At 69.7% G+C, this 18,299-nt stretch carries 1 protein-coding gene (running past one end of the window); it reads left to right on the forward strand.

Annotated features, from left to right (window positions below):
- Nucleotides 1-18,299: the 5' portion of a non-ribosomal peptide synthase/polyketide synthase gene (locus tag K7711_RS15125; protein WP_222969903.1), read on the forward strand. Its footprint extends 32,059 nt past the window's final position; the window shows 18,299 of its 50,358 coding nt (coding positions 1-18,299); the start codon lies at nucleotides 1-3; the stop codon falls past the right edge of the window.

Genomic DNA, 18,299 nt, shown 5'->3' on the forward strand with positions numbered 1-18,299 from the left:
TTGGACCGGCGGGATTTCGGCGGGAACGGCGAAGCTGGCAGCGAGATCGCGGCAGCGCCGGACTCCGGGGAGGCGCTCTTCCCGTTGTCGCCGGCGCAGCTGGGCATCTGGTATGCCCAGCACCTGGACCCGCAGGTGCCGATCACCATCGCCCAGTACGTCGACCTGCACGGCGACCTGGACGTCGACGTGCTCGAGCGAGCCAGCATCGATGCCTCTCGCGAGCTCGGTTCGGGCTTCCTGCGCATCGTCGAACGTGACGGTGAGCCCCTGCAGTGGATCGACCACTCCATCGCCGACCACGACAAGGTCACCTACGTCGACCTGCGTGACGAGGCCGACCCCGAAGCCGCCGCTCACGCCTGGATGCGTGCGGAGTACAGCCGCCCGCTGAATCCGACCACCGAACGACTCGTCGCCGTCGCGGCCCTGCAGCTCGCCGACGACCACTGGTTCTGGTACTCCCGCGCCCACCACATCGCACTCGACGGCTTCGGCGCGATGACGAATCAGAAGCGCATCGCCGAGCTGTACACCGCGTACCTCGCCGGGGCCGAGCCCACGCCCGCCAAGGCCGCGGATCTGCGCTCACTGGTCGAATCCGAATTCGCCTACCGGGACAGCACGCGCTTCCAGTCCGACAAGGAACACTGGGCGCAGCGGGTGGCCGGACTCGAGGAGGGTACGAGCCTGACCGGGCGCTCGGCCCCGCCCGCACCGCTGAACGGCGTGGTGTCCGAGGCGTTGAGCGACGAGCGCAACGAACTGCTCGATGCGGCCGTGCGCGGTTACGACTCCTCGCCCGCGGCCATGCTCATCGCGGGATTCGCGGCCTATCTGGCGCAGTGGAACGGCGCCGAGGACGTCATCCTGAGCCTGCCGGTGACCGCACGCACCACCGCGCTGATGCGCCGCTCGGGCGGTGTGACCTCGAATATCGTGCCGCTGCGGCTGCATGTCGGCCACGAGACCACGGTCGCGGATCTGCTGCGCTCGGTGACCGTGGAGGTCTCCGGCGCGCTGCGGCATCAGCGCTACCGGCACGAGGACATCCGCCGCGACAGCGCGGGCGGGACAGGCGCGGTCACGAAGGAGTTCTTCGGGCCGTGGGTCAACATCATGCTGTTCCAGGACGAACTCGCCCTGGGTGAGCTGGTCGGGCAGCTGCATGTGCTCTCGACCGGATCCATCGAGGATCTGGGCGTCAACTTCTATCAGACCGAGGGCGGTGCGCGCTCCCGCATCGACTTCGAGACCAACCCGAACCTGTATTCGGAAGACGAAGCGCAACAGCATCATTCGCGTTTCCTGGAATTCTTCGACCGGTTCCTGGCGGCCGCGGCCGACCAGCCGGTGTGGGCGCTGCCGATCACCACCACGGCCGAGCTGGACCGGACCCTGGTCGAGTGGAACGAGTCCACCCACGAGGTCCCCGAGACGACGCTCGCGGCGCTGCTGGACGGGCAGATGCGGCGCACCCCGTCGAACGTCGCGCTCGACTACGAGGGCGACACGCTCACCTACGCCGAGTTCGCCGCCCGGGTCAACCGGCTCGCCCGGCACCTGATCGACGACGGCGTCGGTCCGGAATCGCTTGTGGCCCTTGGTATGCGGCGCTCGCTGGAGCTGGTTGTCGGCATGCACGCGGTCCTGCAGGCCGGTGGCGCGTACGTGCCGATCGATCCCGATCACCCGGCCGAGCGCACCGCGTACATCCTGGACTCCGCGGCACCGGTCTGCGTGCTGACCGTCTCGGGTGACGAGGTGGAGCTGCCGGAGTCGGTGCGGCAGGTGCAGATCGACACCCTGGACGTGTCGAAGTACCCCGCCGATCCGATCGCCGATGCGGATCGGCTTGCGCCGCTGCGTGATTCGAATACCGCGTACGTCATCTACACCTCCGGTTCCACGGGTCGCCCCAAGGGCGTCGCGGTCACCCACCGGGCGATCGTCAACCAGCAGTTGTGGATGCTCGAGCAGTACGGTTTCATCGCCGACGACGTCTATCTGCAGAAGACCGCCACCACCTTCGACGTCTCGCTGTGGGGTTACTTCCTGCCGCTGCTGTCCGGTGCGAAGCTGGTCGTCGCCACACCGGACGGACATCGCGATCCGGTGTACGTCGCGGAGATGATCCGCCGTCACGGGGTGACGATCACCGACTTCGTGCCCTCGATGCTGACCGTCTTCGTCGCCTCGGCCTCCCGCGACGACTGTGCCACGCTGCGTGCGGTTTTCGTCATCGGTGAGGCGCTGCCGCCGGAGACCGCGGCGGGCTTCCGGGCGATCTTCGGCACGACCGGGTCAGGGCCGGAGGCGGCAGCGGAGCGTAACCACGTAGGCCCCCCGGTCGTGCCCAGTGGACACAGCGCCGGTCTGCACAACCTCTACGGCCCCACCGAGGCCGCGGTCTCGGTCACCCACCGGACCGCGACCGAAGCCGACACCACCGTCGTGCCGATCGGTGTGCCCGAGTGGAATGTCGAAGTGTACGTGCTGGATTCGCGGCTGCGCCCGGTCGCGATCGACGCACCTGGCGAGTTGTACCTGGGTGGTCGGCAGCTGGCGCGGGGGTACCGCGGCCGGGCCGATCTGACCTCGGACCGGTTCGTCGCGAATCCCTACGGCCTGCCCGGCGACCGGATGTACCGCACCGGTGACCTGGTGCGCTGGAACGTCGCGGGCGAGCTGGAGTACATCGGCCGCACCGACTTCCAGGTGAAGTTCCGCGGCCAGCGCATCGAACTGGGTGAGATCGAGACCGATCTGCTGGCCCACCCGGCGGTGAGCCAGGCCGTGGTGCTGGTGGCCGATACCGCCACCGGTCAGCAACTGGTGGCCTATGTCGTTCCCGCGCCAGGGCTTTCGATCGATCCGGTGGAACTGAGCCGGTTCGCCGCCGAGCAGCTGCCCGCCTATATGGTGCCCTCGGCGATCATGGTGCTGGACGCCTTCCCGCTCAACACCTCCGGCAAGCTGGACCGAAAAGCGTTGCCGGAGCCGGTGTTCAGCGCGGACGCGGCAGGATACCGGTCCCCGCGCACTCAGGCCGAGGAGATCGTCGCGGGGATCTTCGCCGATGTGCTGAGCCAGGACCGGGTCGGCATCGACGACGACTTCTTCGAACTGGGCGGCAACTCGCTCGTCGCCACCCAGGTGGTCTCGCGCATCTCCGCCGCCTTCGGCATCACCCTGGGTGTGCGGGCACTGTTCGAGACGCCCACCGTGGCGGCCATCGCCGCACGTGCCGAATCCGCAACGCCCGCACAGATTTCCAGGCCGCCGCTGGTCGCCCAGCACACCGGGGAGAACGGCGAGCCGGTGCCGCTGTCGCTGGCCCAGCAGCGGATGTGGTTCATCAACCAGTTCGATCCGACCGTCCCGACCTACAACCTGCCGTTCGTGGTGCGGTTGCGCGGCTCGGTCGACATCGATGCGCTGACCGCGGCGCTGTTGGACGTGATGACGCGCCAGCAGTCGCTGCGCACGCTGTTCCCCGAATCTCCCGAGGGCGGCGGCACTCAGCAGGTGCTGCCCGTCGAGGAGATCGATCTCGGCATCGCGGTGCTGCCGATCGCGGAGGCCAGTTTGGCCGCCGCGCTGGCCGAATTCGCCTCCACCGGTTTCGATGTCACGCGCGAGCTGCCGATCCGGGTGCGGGTCTACAAGGTTGCGGGCGGATCCGGTGCGCCCGGCACCGATTACGCGATGGCCTTCGTGGTGCACCACATCGCCGCGGACGGTTTCTCGTTCGGCCCGCTGGCGCGCGATGTGACCGCCGCCTATCTGGCGCGCGCGGCGGGTGAACCCCCCGCCTGGTCGCCGCTTCCGGTGCAGTACACCGACTTCAGCGTGTGGCAGCGCGAGGTGCTCGGCTCCGAGGACGACCCGGATTCGATGGCCGCCCGCGAAATCGCCTACTGGCAGGGCGCTCTGGCGGGCCTGCCCGATCAACTGGACCTGCCAACCGATCGCCCGCGGCCTCCGGTGCAGAGCTTCCACGGCAGCCGGGTGACCTTCGAGATCGATCCGGACCTGCACATTCTGCTGTCGAGATTGGCTCGCGCGCAGGGTGTTTCGCTGTTCATGGTGCTGCACGGCGCGCTGGCGGTGCTGCTGGCCAGGCTGTCGGGCACCGAGGACATCGCGATCGGCACGCCGATCGCGGGTCGTGGCGAACAGGCGCTGGACGATCTGATCGGCATGTTCGTCAACACCCTCGTGCTGCGCTCGCAGATCGACAGTGGTGAGACATTCACCGAGCTGCTCTCCCGCACCAGGGAAGCCGACCTGGCCGGATTCGCGCACGCCGACGTCCCGTTCGAGCGGCTGGTCGAGGTGCTCAACCCGGCCCGCTCGCAGGCGAGGCATCCGCTGTTCCAGGTGATGCTCTCGTTCCAGGAGCTCTCGCACGCCACCATGGAGATGGCCGGGCTCACGGTGACCGCCGACGAACTCGACGTCGACATCGCCAAATTCGACCTGCAGTGGACCCTGACCGAGCAGCGCGGCGCGGACGGCTCCCCGGCCGGGGTGTCCGCGGTGATCTCCTACGCCACGGATCTGTTCGACGCGAGCACCGTCGCCGCATTCGCCGATCGCTTCCTGCGGACGCTGCACGCGGTCGTCTCCGATCCGGCACGTCCGATCGGCGATATCGAACTGCTCGACAACGCCGAGCGCACCCTGGTCCTGCGCGAGCGCAACGCCACCGCCGCCCCGGTGCCGGATACGGCCACGCTGGCCTCGCTGTTCATTCGGCAGGCCGAACGCACCCCCGAGGCGCCGGCGCTGACCTTCGAGCGGACGACGCTGACCTACGGCGAGTTCGCCACCCGGGTGTACCGCCTGGCCCGGCATCTGACGGAGCTGGGCGTCGGCCCGGATTCGCTGGTGGCACTGGGGATGCGGCGCTCGATCGATCTGGTCGTCGGTATGTACGCGGTGACCGTCGCCGGTGGCGCGTACGTTCCGCTGGATCCCGATCATCCGGCCGAACGCACCCGCTACGTGCTCGACACCGCGCGTCCGGTGTGTGTGCTCAGCACCGTCGAGGACGAGTTCGAGAGCGGCACCGATATCGCGGTGCTGGAGATCGACCGGCTCGACCTGTCGGACTACTCCGACATGCCGCTGACCGACGACGATCGGCTCGCGCCGCTGCGTCCGTCGAATATCGCGTACGTGATCTTCACCTCCGGTTCGACGGGTCGTCCCAAGGGTGTGGCGGTGCCGCACGGGGCGATCGTGAACCGGCTGCTGTGGATGCAGCACGAATACCACCTGGACAGCACCGACGTCGTCGTGCAGAAGACCCCGGCCACCTTCGATGTGTCGGTGTGGGAGTTCTTCTGGCCCTTGCAGATCGGGGCCCGGCTGGTCGTCGCCAAGCCCGACGGGCACCGCGACCCGGCGTATCTGGTGCGGCTGATCACCGGCGAGCAGGTCACCACGGCGCACTTCGTGCCCTCGATGCTCGCGATGTTCGTGGCCGAGATCGGCGCCGCCCCGATCGACGAACTGGCCGGACTCGGCCTGCGACAGGTGTTCGCCTCCGGTGAGGCGCTACCCGCGGTGACCGCGCAGCGGCTGATCGAACTGACCGGCGCGCGCCTGCACAACCTGTACGGCCCGACCGAGGCCGCGGTCGACGTCACCTACCACCAGGTGAACGAACTCGACACGGTGTCGGTGCCGATCGGTCGTCCGGTGTTCAATACCGCTGTCTACGTTCTGGATTCGCGGCTGCGGCCGGTTCCGGTGGGTGTCGCGGGTGAGCTCTATCTCGCGGGCGTGCAGCTCGCGCGCGCGTACGTGGCCCGGCCCGATCTGACCGTGGACCGCTTCGTGGCCGACCCGTTCGCGGACGGTGCGGCCGGTGAGCGCATGTACCGCACCGGCGACCTGGTCAAGTGGACCCTCGCGGGTGAGCTGGAGTACCTGGGCCGCACCGACTTCCAGGTGAAGCTGCGCGGTCTGCGCATCGAACTCGGTGAGGTCGAGTCCGCGCTGACGGCCATCGACGCGGTCGCGCAGGCCGTCGCGGTGGTGCGTTCGGACGGTCAGCTGGGCGATCAGCTTGTCGGATATCTCGTCGCCGCGCCCGGCCACGAGATCGACACCGAGGCCGTGCGCGCCGAACTGACCGAGGCGCTGCCCGGCTACATGGTCCCCTCCGCGCTGGTGCTGCTCGACGCGCTGCCGCTCAACGCGTCGGGCAAACTGGACCGCCGCGCGCTGCCCGCGCCGGTCTTCGAACTGCGCGAATTCCGCGCTCCCACAACGCCGATCGAGGAGATCGTCGCGCAGACCTTCGGCGAGGTGCTCGGCCTGGCCCGGGTCGGCGTCGACGACGACTTCTTCGATCTGGGCGGCAACTCGCTGATCGCCACGCAGGTCGCCTCCCGCCTGGGCATCGCACTGGACACCCGGGTGCCGGTGCGCATGCTGTTCGACGCGAGCACCGTGGCCACCCTCGCGGCCCGGATCGAATCCCACGTCGGCGACGGCGGTCGCGAGGCGCTGGTCGCCCGCGAGCGGCCCGAACAGGTGCCGCTGTCGCTGGCACAGCAGCGGATGTGGTTCCTGAACCGCTACGACACCGCCTCCTCGGTGAACAACATCCCGGTGGCCATCCGGCTGTCCGGTGAGCTGGACGTGGCGGCGCTGCAGGTCGCGGTCATCGACGTGATCGACCGGCACGAGTCGCTGCGCACCGTGTTCCCGGAGACCGGCAGCGCGCCGGTGCAGGTGGTGCTGGACGCGGCGCAGATCGTGCCCGACCTGACCCCGATCCCGGTGACCGAGACCAATATCGTCGAGCACCTGATCGAGCTGGCCTCGATGGCCTTCGACGTGACCAACGAAGTGCCCTTGCACGCAAGGCTTTTCGAGGTCAGCGAGACCGAGTACGTGCTCGGCATGGTGGTGCACCACATCTCCGCCGACGGTTGGTCGATGGGGCCGCTGGCCCGCGACGTGATGGTCGCCTACGCCGCGCGCACCACCTGGGAGCCTCCGTCCTGGGCTCGGCTGCCCGTGCAGTACGCCGACTACGCGCTGTGGCAGCGTGAGGTGCTCGGCTCGGAGGACGATCAGAACTCGTTGATCTCCAACCAGATTCGCTACTGGACACGCGAGCTGGCCGATCTGCCCGACGAGCTGATGCTGCCCTCGGATCGGCCGCGTCCGGCCGTGGCCACCTATCGCGGCGGTACGCACACCTTCGTCGTCTCGCCCGAGATCCAGTCCAGGCTGGTGGAATTGGGCCGTCGGCACAACGCGTCGCTGTTCATGGTGATGCACAGCGCGCTGGCCGTTCTGCTGGCCCGGCTGTCCGGGTCCACGGACATCGCCATCGGCACGCCGGTTGCCGGTCGCGGCGAGGCGGCGCTGGACGATCTGATCGGCATGTTCGTCAACACGCTCGTGTTGCGGACCGAGGTGCCGGACACCGCGAGCTTCGCCGATCTGCTCGGCCGCTCGCGCAATACCGACCTGCAGGCGTTCGCCCACGCCGACGTGCCGTTCGAGCGGCTGGTCGAGGTGCTCAACCCGGCCCGCTCGCAGGCGCGCCATCCGCTGTTCCAGGTCGCGCTGTCGTTCGAGAATCTGCCCGAGCGCAATTTCGAACTGCCCGGATTGCGGGTCAGCACGGTCGATTTCGATGTGGAGACCGCGAAATTCGATCTGGCGCTGACTCTGCGCGAGACCGGCGCCGACAACGCCGGAATGCTGGGTGAGTTCTCCTTCGCCCGGGACCTGTTCGACGAGCCGACCATCGCGGTGTTCGCCGAACGCTTCATGCGCCTGCTCGAACAGATCACCGTGCGCCCCGAGCTGGCGGTGGGGGATCTGGAGATCCTGGCCGAGGCCGAACGCGCCGAACTGCTCACCCGCCGTGGCGATGTCGCGATCGAGCCGGCCACGCTGCCGGAGATCATGGCCGCCGCGGTGGCGGCCAACCCGGACGGCCAGGCGGTCGTGTTCCGCGGCCGTTCCCTGACCTACACCGAACTGGATGCGGCGGCCAACCGGCTGGCGCGGGTGCTGATCGCGCGCGGCGCGGGCCCCGAAGTCCTGGTGGCCGTGGCGGTTCCGCGATCGATCGAATCGGTGCTCGCGATCTGGGCGGTGACCCGCACGGGTGCGGCGTACCTGCCGGTCGACCCGGCGTACCCGGCCGACCGCATCGCGCACATGATCACCGATTCCGGTGCGCAACTGGGTATCACGCTGCTCGACGGGATCGACGCGCTGCCGCCGATGACGGGTGCGGGCTGGCTCGCCCTCGACGATCCGGAGCTGACCGACGCCGCCGAGGCCGCCTCGCCCGCGCCGGTCACCGATGCCGATCGGCGCAGCCCGCTGCGGCCGGGCAACGTCGCGTACGTCATCTACACCTCCGGTTCCACCGGTCTGCCCAAGGGCGTCGTGGTCACCCATGCGGGCCTGGCGAACTTCAGCACGTTGCAGGTGGAACGCTATGGCCTGGACCGTGATTCGCGGGCGCTGGCATTCGCCTCGCCCTCCTTCGACGCCTCCGTGCTGGAGATGCTGCTGGCCGTGGGGTCGGCGGGCGCCCTGGTGGTCGTGCCGCCGGGCACCTACGGCGGTGAGGAACTCGGCGAGCTGATCGCCCGCGAGCGCGTCACGGTCGGGCTGATCACGCCGTCGGTGCTGGCCTCGCTGGATCCGGCCGCACTGGCCGGGATGGCGGTCATCATCGCCGGCGGTGAGGCCGTCTCGGCCGATCTGGTCGCCAAATGGTCTGCCGCGCCGAGTGATTCGGGCACCGACCGACGGTTCCACAATGCCTATGGTCCGACCGAGGCGACCGTCGCCACCAACATCAGCGCGCGGCTGCGGCCGGGTGATCCGGTCACCATCGGCGGTCCGGTCCGGGGTATGCGCGCCCTGGTGCTGGACAGCCGCCTGCATCCGGTGCCCGAGGGTGTCGCGGGTGAGCTGTATGTCGGCGGAATCCAGTTGGCCCGAGGCTATTTCGCGCGCAGCGAGCTGACCGCGGCGCGCTTCGTGGCCGATCCGTACGGCGGTGCGGGCGACCGGCTGTACCGCACCGGTGACGTGGTGCGCTGGCGGCGCGGCGGCCGTGAGGCGACTCCGGTCGTGGAATACGTCGGCCGCAACGACTTCCAGGTGAAGATCCGCGGCTTCCGCATCGAACTCGGCGAGATCGATGCCACGCTGACCGCCCATCCGGATGTCGATTTCGCGGTCACCCTCGGCCACACCGTCGAGAACGGCTCGACCGTGCTGGTGTCCTATGTGCGCGCGGTGCCGGGGCACGCGGTCGACGTGGCCGCGGTCTCGACTCATGTCGCGGACCGGCTGCCGGGCTATATGGTGCCCACCTCGATCATGGTGCTGGACGAGATCCCGCTGACCCCGGTCGGCAAGCTCGATCGCCGCGCACTGCCCGCGCCCGAGCTGAGCACCCGCGAGTTCCGTGCTCCCTCGACGCCGCTCGAGGAGCTGGTCGCGGGCATCTTCGTCGAACTGCTGGGCACCGAGCGGATCGGTGCGGACGACGATTTCTTCGCCCTGGGCGGCAACTCGCTGATCGCCACCCAGGTGACCGCGCGCCTGAGCGCCGCGCTGGACGCGCAGGTCGGGGTGCGCACGCTGTTCGAGGCCCCGACCGTGGCCGGACTGGCCGCGCGGGTGAGCACCCAGACCGGATCCGGTGAGCGCCAGGCGCTCACCGCGCGTCCGCGGCCCGAACGTCCGCCGCTGTCCCCGGCACAGCAGCGGATGTGGTTCCTGAACCGGTTCGACACCGACTCCGCGGCCAACAACATCGCGGTGGCGGTGCAGCTGCGCGGCGAGCTGGATCTGGCCGCGCTGCGCGGCGCGGTGGCCGATATCGTCGCCCGGCACGAGTCGCTGCGCACCGTGTACCCCTCGCATGAGGGCGTCGGCTATCAGCAGGTGCTGCCCGCGGCCCAGGCGTTCCCGGGGATCGATCTGATCGATGTGATCGACGCCGGTGAATTGCATGCCGCGCTGGCCGAATTCGCCGGAAGCGGTTTCGACGTCACGGCGCAGGCGCCGGTGCGGCTGCGGCTGTTCCGCAGCGGTCCGACCGATCACGTGCTCGCGGTGGTCGCGCATCACATCGCCGCGGACGGTTTCTCGATGCGCCCGCTGGTGCGCGATCTGATGATCGCCTACGTCGCGCGCAATGCGGGCCGCGCGCCGGAGTGGACGCCGCTGCCGATCCAGTACGTGGATTACGCACTGTGGCAACGCGATCAGCTCGGCTCGGAGGACGATCCCCGCTCGGTGGTCTCCACCCAGCTCGACTACTGGCGCACCACACTGGCCGGACTGCCCGAGGAACTGCGGCTGTCCACCCGTCCGCGTCCGCCGATCGCGTCCTACGCGGCCGGAACGCACCGGTTCCAGGTGCCCGGCTATCTCGTCGACGCGCTCAACGAGGTGGCGCGCGCGCACGGCAGCACGCTGTTCATGGTGGTGCACAGCGCGTTCGCGGCCCTGCTGGCCCGCCTGAGCGGCACCGACGACATCGCGGTCGGTATCCCGGTCGCCGGTCGCGGCGAGGCGGCCCTGGACGATCTGGTCGGCATGGTCGTCAACACGCTGGTACTGCGCACGCCGGTGGAATCGGGTGTGGCGTTCACCGAGTTGCTGGCCGACGTGCGCGAACGCGACCTGGGTGCCTTCGCGCATGCGGGCGTGCCGTTCGAGCGGCTGGTCGAGGTCGTCGATCCGGCCCGCTCGCAGGGCCGGCACCCGCTGTTCCAGGTCATGCTGACCTTCCAGAACATGGGTCCGACCATGCTCGAGCTGCCCGGACTGACCGTGTCCGAGCTGCGCGCCGATGCGCCGATGGCCAAGTTCGATCTGCAGCTGACCCTGTCCGAGACCGTCGGCGGCGAGGGTCCGGACACCGCGATGGACGCCGAACTCGTCTATGCCGCGGATCTTTTCGACTCTGCGTTCGCCCGGACGTTCGGCGCCCGGTTCGTGCGCGTACTCGAGGCCGTCGTGGCCGATCCGTCCGCGGCGGTGGGCGATCTGGAACTGCTCGACCCCACCGAGCGGATCCGGGTGCTGCGCCGCTGGAACGAGACCGACTTCGAGATCGCCGCGGCACTGCCGAGCACCTCGGACGACGCCGCGGACACCCTGATCTCGCTGTTCGAGGCACAGGCCGCACGGACCCCGGACGCGCCCGCGCTGACGTTCGAGGGGACGACTCTGTCCTACGGCGAGTTCGCCGACCGCGTCCGGCGGCTGGCGCGCTGGCTCGTCACGCAGGGCGTCGGCCCCGAATCTGTTGTCGCACTGGGCATGCGGCGCTCGATCGAGCTGGTGGTGGGCATCTACGCGGTGAGTGCCGCGGGCGGTGCGTATCTGCCGCTGGACCCGGACCATCCGATCGAGCGCAACGAGTACATCCTCGACACCGCCCGTCCGGCCTGCGTGCTGACCAGCGACACCGACTTCGTCGACCTGCCCGGCGGTCGCGCCGGTGCGGACGCGCCGACGGTGGTCGAGGACCTGGATCTGTCGGTGTTCTCCGCCGCGCCGCTGACCGACGCGGATCGCGTTGCGCCACTGCATCCGTCGAATATCGCGTACGTGATCTTCACCTCCGGTTCGACGGGTCGTCCGAAGGGTGTGGCGGTGCCGCACGGGGCGATCGTGAACCGCCTGGTGTGGATGCACGCGCAGTACGGGCTGGCCCCGGACGATGTGGTGTTGCAGAAGACGCCGTCGACGTTCGACGTGTCGGTGTGGGAGTTCTTCTGGCCGTTGCAGATCGGCGCCCGGCTGGTCGTCGCGAAGCCCGATGGTCATCGGGATCCGGCGTATCTGGCGGAGCTGATCGCGTCCGAGGGCGTGACGGTCGCGCACTTCGTGCCGTCCATGCTGGCGGTGTTCGTCGCCGCGCTGGCGAGCGAGCGTGGGACCGTGTCGATCGCGGGCGATGTCCCGGCGGTGCGGCTGCGCAACGTCTTCGCCTCCGGCGAGGCGCTGCCCGGTCCGATCGCACAGCAGTTGCGCGCGCTGACCGGCGCGCGCCTGCACAACCTGTACGGCCCGACCGAGGCCGCGGTCGACGTCACCCATCACGAGGTGACTGATGCCGACTCCATCGCCGTGCCGATCGGCGCGCCGGTGTTCAACACCCGGGTGTACGTGCTGGATTCGCGGTTGCGACCGGTTCCGGTGGGTGTCGCGGGTGAGCTGTATCTCGCGGGCGCGCAGCTCGCGCGCGGCTATGTGGCGCGGGCGGACCTGTCCGCGGATCGGTTCGTGGCCAACCCCTTCGGAGCTGGCGCGGCCGGTGGCGAGCGGATGTACCGCACCGGTGACCTGGTCGTCTGGACGCCGAGTGGTGAGCTGGAATACCTGGGCCGCACCGACTTCCAGGTGAAACTGCGCGGTCTGCGCATCGAACTGGGCGAGATCGAATCGGCGCTCACCGCCATCGATACGGTCGCGCAGTCGGTCGTGCTGGTGCGTGCCGATGAGCGCCTGGGTGATCAGCTGGTCGCCTACCTGGTCGCCGCGCCCGGTGCGCGGATCTCCGTCGACGTGGTGAAATCGGAACTGGCACAACAGGTTCCGGGTTACATGGTGCCGACGGCCTTCGTGGTGCTGGACGAGTTCCCGCTCAACGCCTCGGGCAAGCTGGACCGCCGGGCGCTGCCCGAGCCGACCTTCGAGGCCCGGGTGTTCCGGGCGCCGGGCACCTCGGTCGAGCAGGCCGTCGCCGATACCCTCGCCGAGGTCCTCGGCGTGGAGCGGGTCGGCCTGGACGACGATTTCTTCGCCCTCGGCGGCAACTCGCTGCTGGCCACGCAGGTCGCGGCGCGGCTGGGTGCGGCGCTGGACACCGAGGTGCCGGTGCGCGTGCTGTTCGAGGCGTCCAGCGTCGCGGCACTGGCCGCGCGTGTGGAATCGCATGCGGGACAGGGCGGTCGCGCTCCGCTGACCCCGCGGCCGCGGCCCGAGCTGGTGCCGCTCTCGCCCGCGCAGCAGCGGATGTGGTTCCTCAACCGCTTCGATCACCGCACCGCGGTCAACAACATTCCGGTCGCCATCCGGCTGACCGGTGAACTGGATCGCGACGCCTTCGCCGCCGCCGTGCGCGATGTGCAGATCCGGCACGAGGCGCTGCGGACCATCTACCCCGAGATCGAGGGCGTCGGCTATCAGCAGGTGCTGCCCGCGCCGTCGGTGGAGTTCGAACTCACCGCCGAACCGGTGACCGAGGCGGAACTGCCCGCGCGCATCCTGGAACTGGCGAGCGTGCACTTCGACGTCACCGCCGAGATCCCGTTCCGTGCGAGTCTGCTGAAGGTGACCAGCGCGGGCGCGCCGAACCGCAACGGCGACCGGCGTCGGCAGCTGCCCGACGAGCACGTCGTGGTGCTGGTGATGCACCACATCAGCGGTGACGGCTTCTCGCTGCGGCCGCTGCTGCGTGACGTGGTGGCCGCCTACTCCGAGCGTTCCCGCGGTGAGGCTCCCGCCTGGACGCCGCTGCCGGTGCAGTACGCGGACTACGCGCTGTGGCAGCACGAGGTGCTGGGCGCGCCGGAGGATTCCGCCTCGGCGGCCTCGCGCCAGATCGCCTACTGGTCCGAGCAACTGCGCGATCTGCCCGAGCAGATCGATCTGCCCGCGGATCGGCCGCGTCCGGAGGTGGCCACCAATTCCGGTGGTACACATAACTTCTCGATCGACGCCGAACTGCACGGCGCGCTGACCGAACTGGCCCGCGCGCACGGGGTCACGCTGTTCATGCTGATGCACGCGGTGCTGGCGACCTGGGCGGCGCGGCTGTCCGGCAGCCGGGACATCGCCATCGGCACGCCGATCGCGGGCCGTGGCGAACGCGCGCTCGACGACATGGTCGGCATGTTCGTCAATACCCTCGTGCTGCGCACCGACGTCCGCCCGGACGCGCGGTTCGCCGAACTGCTCGATGCGGTGCGTCGCACGGATCTGGCCGCGTTCGGCCATGCCGACGTGCCGTTCGAACATCTGGTGGACGTGCTGAGCCCGGTCCGCTCCCAGGCGCACCACCCGCTGTTCCAGGTCGTGCTGACCTTCGAGGCGACCGGTCAGCGGGACGCGGCCGCGGTGAGCCTGCCCGGCCTCGACCTCGAGGTCGTCGAATTCGACGCGGCCACAGCGAAGTTCGACATCCAGCTGACCGTCGGCGAGGCCGTTCCGGAGGATCCGGCCACGGCCGCCGGTGGGTTGTCGCTGTCCTGGAACTACGCCACCGATCTGTTCGACCCCGCGACGGTCGCCGCCTTCTCGGACCGGTTGCTGCGCATCCTGCACGCCGTGGTCGAGGATCCGGCGGCGGTGCTCGGCGATATCGATCTGCTCGGCGAGGCCGAGCGGCTCGACGTCACCAACCGCTGGGTGAGTTCCGGCGCCGACGACTCCGCGACCGCGCGTTTCGCCGATCGCGACCGCACCCTGTCGGACCTGTTCGACGAGATGGTCGTGGCGAATCCGGACCGGATCGCGGTGAAGTTCGGCGACGACCGGCTCACCTACGCCTCCCTGGATCAGCGCGCGAATCAGTTGGCGCGCAGGCTGATCGAGCAGGGGGCCCGACCCGGCTCGCTGGTCGCGGTGATCCTGCCGCGTTCGGCCGATCTGGTGGTGGCCCTGCTCGCGGTGGTCAAGTCCGGCGCCGGGTACGTGCCGGTCGATCCGAGCTATCCGGCCGAGCGGATCGCCTATGTGCTGGGTGATTCGGATCCGGCGGTGGCGATCATCGACAGCACCGTCGAGATCGACCTGGGCATGCGCGCGGACGGGACCACGCTGCCGATCGTGCTGATGGACCACTACGGCATCGATGTGCCCGATCTGCTGGACTCCGGCGAACATCCGGTCACCGACGTCGACCGTCTCGCGCCGCTGCGCGCCGAGGACGTCGCGTACGTCATCTACACCTCCGGGTCGACCGGGCGGCCCAAGGGCGTCGCGGTCGAGCACCGCAACGTGGTGCGGCTGTTCGCCAACACCGATCGGGACTTCGGTTTCGGCTCGGACGACGTGTGGACGCTGTTCCACTCCTTCGCCTTCGACTTCTCGGTGTGGGAGCTGTGGGGTCCGCTGCTGTTCGGCGGCACCCTGATCGTGGTCGACTACTACACCTCGCGTTCGCCCGAACAGTTCCTGGAACTGCTGCGGCGCGAACGGGTCACGGTGCTCAACCAGACGCCCTCGGCGTTCTACCAACTCGCCGAGGCGGACCGCAACGCGGTCTCCGATCCGCGGACCGCGGCGCGGCCGCTGTCGCTGCGGTACATCGTCTTCGGTGGTGAGGCGCTGGAACTGCGCCGCTTGGCGGACTGGGTCGCGCGGTACGGCGCGGGTGCGGACGGCAGCACGCCGGGTAATCCGCAGCTGGTCAACATGTACGGCATCACCGAGACCACGGTGCACGTGTCGTATCGGCCGATCGACGCCGAAACCGTCTCCGCCGCAACGGGTTCGGTGGTCGGCCGGGCGATCGCCGGGCTGAGCGTGCGGGTGCTGGACGACCGCCTGCACCCGGTGCCGGTCGGTGTGGCCGGTGAGATGTACGTCTCGGGGCCGCAGCTCTCCCGCGGATATCTGGGCCGCCCGGATCTGACCGCGGCGCGGTTCGTTCCGGATCCCTTCGGGGACGAGGCCGGGGCCGGTGCCCGGATGTACCGCACCGGTGACGTGGCCCGCTGGAATCGGCACGGCGAGCTGGAGTATCTGGGCCGCGCCGACGATCAGGTCAAGGTGCGCGGTTTCCGCATCGAACTCGGCGAGATCGAGTCCGCGGTGCTGGCCCAGCCGGGTATCGCGCAGACCGCCGTGATCGTGCGCGAGGACCAGCCCGGGGATCAGCGCATCGTCGCCTATGTGGTGCCCGAACCGGGTACCGCGCCGGCGCTGGACGTCGTGCGGGACGGCGCGGCCGAGCGGCTGCCCTCCTACATGGTGCCCGCGGCCTTCGTGGTGCTGGACCGAATCCCGTTGACCGTCAACGGAAAATTGGATCGCCGCGCGCTGCCCGCACCCGCGGTGCAGGCACGTGCCTACCGTGCGCCGGAGACACCGGTGCAGGAAGCGGTGGCCGCGGTCTTCGCCGAGGTGCTGGGCATCGAGCGGTCCGCCGGACGCGGCGTCGGCCTGGACGACGACTTCTTCGAACTGGGCGGCAACTCGCTGATCGCGACCCGCGTGGTGGCGCGGATCGGCGCGGCGCTGGGCACCACGGTGGCCGTGCGCGCGCTGTTCGAGGCGCCGACGGTGGAAGCCCTGGCCGCCCGGGTGGAATCGCACACCGGTGACGACGCCGGGCCGCGGCTGGCCCCGCGCCCGCGCACCGGCACCGATCTGGTGCCGCTGTCGTTCGCGCAGCAGCGGATGTGGTTCCTGAACCAGTACGACAAGTCCTCGGCGGCCTACAACCTGCCGCTGGCCATCCGCTTGTCCGGCGAACTCGACACCGCCGCACTGCAATTGGCGATCTTCGACGTGGTGCGGCGGCACGAGTCGCTGCGCACCCGCTATCCCGAGCACGGCGGCGCGCCGACCCAGCTGGTGGTGGCGGCCGAGCAGATCGCACTGGACCTGCGCGCCTACCCGATCGGCGCGGACGAGCTGGCCGCCGCGCTCGCGGAGTTCGCGTCCATCGGATTCGATGTGGCCGAACAGGTTCCCCTGCGCGCCCGGCTGTTCCGGGTGCAGCCCGACGAGCACGTGCTGGTCGTGGTGGTGCACCACATCGCCGGTGACGCCATCTCGATGACGCCGCTGGCCCGCGACCTGATGACCGCCTATACCGCGCGCACCCAGGGCAGCGCCCCCGGCTGGGCGCCGCTGCCGGTGCAGTACGCCGATTTCGCGATCTGGCAGCGCGAGGCGCTGGGCACCGAGGACGATCCGGACTCGCTGCTGTCGCGTCAGCTCGGCTACTGGCAGGGCGCGTTGGCCGGTATTCCGGACGAGCTGACCCTGCCCGCGGATCGCCCGCGGCCCGCGGTCGCCTCGCATCGCGGCGCGACGCTGTGGCGCACGCTGTCCCCGGAGCTGGTCTCGAAGCTGGAGGAGGTTGCCCGCCAGCGCGGTTCGTCACTGTTCATGGTGATGCACGGCGCGCTGTCGGTGCTGCTGGCCCGGCTGTCCGGCGGCGACGACATCGCCGTGGGCACCCCGGTCGCCGGACGCGGTGAGGCCGCGCTCGACGATCTGGTCGGCATGTTCGTCAACACCCTGGTGCTGCGCACCGAGGTCGATCGCGCCGAATCGTTCGGCACACTGCTCGAGCGGGTGCGGCACACCGATCTGGAGGCGTTCGGCAACGCCGACGTCCCGTTCGAGCGGCTGGTCGAGCTGCTCGCGCCGGAGCGGTCGCAGGCCCGCAATCCGCTGTTCCAGGTGGCGCTGTCGTTCCAGAACATGGAACGCGCCGGACTCGAGCTGCCGGGCCTGACGGTCTCGGCGCTGGATCTTGACGAGAACATCGCCCGCTTCGATCTGCAGTTCACGCTGTCCGAGCGGGATGCGTCCGGGATGTCCCTGGCGCTGACCTACGCGACCGAACTGTTCGACGAGGCCACGGCCGCCCAGGTCGTCACCCGCTGGCAGTGGGTGCTCGAGGCGATCGCCGCCGATCCGGAGGTGGTCGTCGGGACCATCGAGATCATGGAGCCGGCCGAGCGCACCGAGATCGTCTCCCGCACAGGGGGTCCCGCGCTCGCGCCGAGCACGCTGCCCGAGCTGCTGGCCGCGGCCGTCTCGCGTGATCCGGCCGCGCCCGCGGTGGTGTTCCGGGACATCCGGCTGACCTACGGTGAACTCGACGAACGCTCGAATCGCCTGGCGCGCTTGCTGATCGATCGCGGCCTGGGCACCGAGGACCTGATCGCGATCGCGATTCCGCGTTCGGCGGACTCGTATTTCGCGGAATGGGGCGTGACCAAGTCGGGTGCGGCCTTCGTGCCGATCGACCCGTCCTATCCGGCCGACCGCATCGAGCACATGATCACCGATTCGGGCACCCCGATCGGCCTGACCGTGGCCTCGGTGCGCGCGGATCTGCCGGATTCGGTGCAGTGGCTCGTGCTGGACGAGCTGGACCTCGACGCGTTCGACGGCGCGGCGGTCACCGATGCGGACCGGGTGCGCCCGCTGCGGCCGTACAACCTCGCGTACGTCATCTACACCTCCGGTTCCACCGGTGTGCCCAAGGGCGTGGTGGTGCCGCACGCGGGTCTGGCCAACTTCAGCGCCGA

The sequence above is a fragment of the Nocardia coffeae genome (assembly GCF_019890715.1).
GTDB lineage: Bacteria > Actinomycetota > Actinomycetes > Mycobacteriales > Mycobacteriaceae > Nocardia > Nocardia jiangxiensis.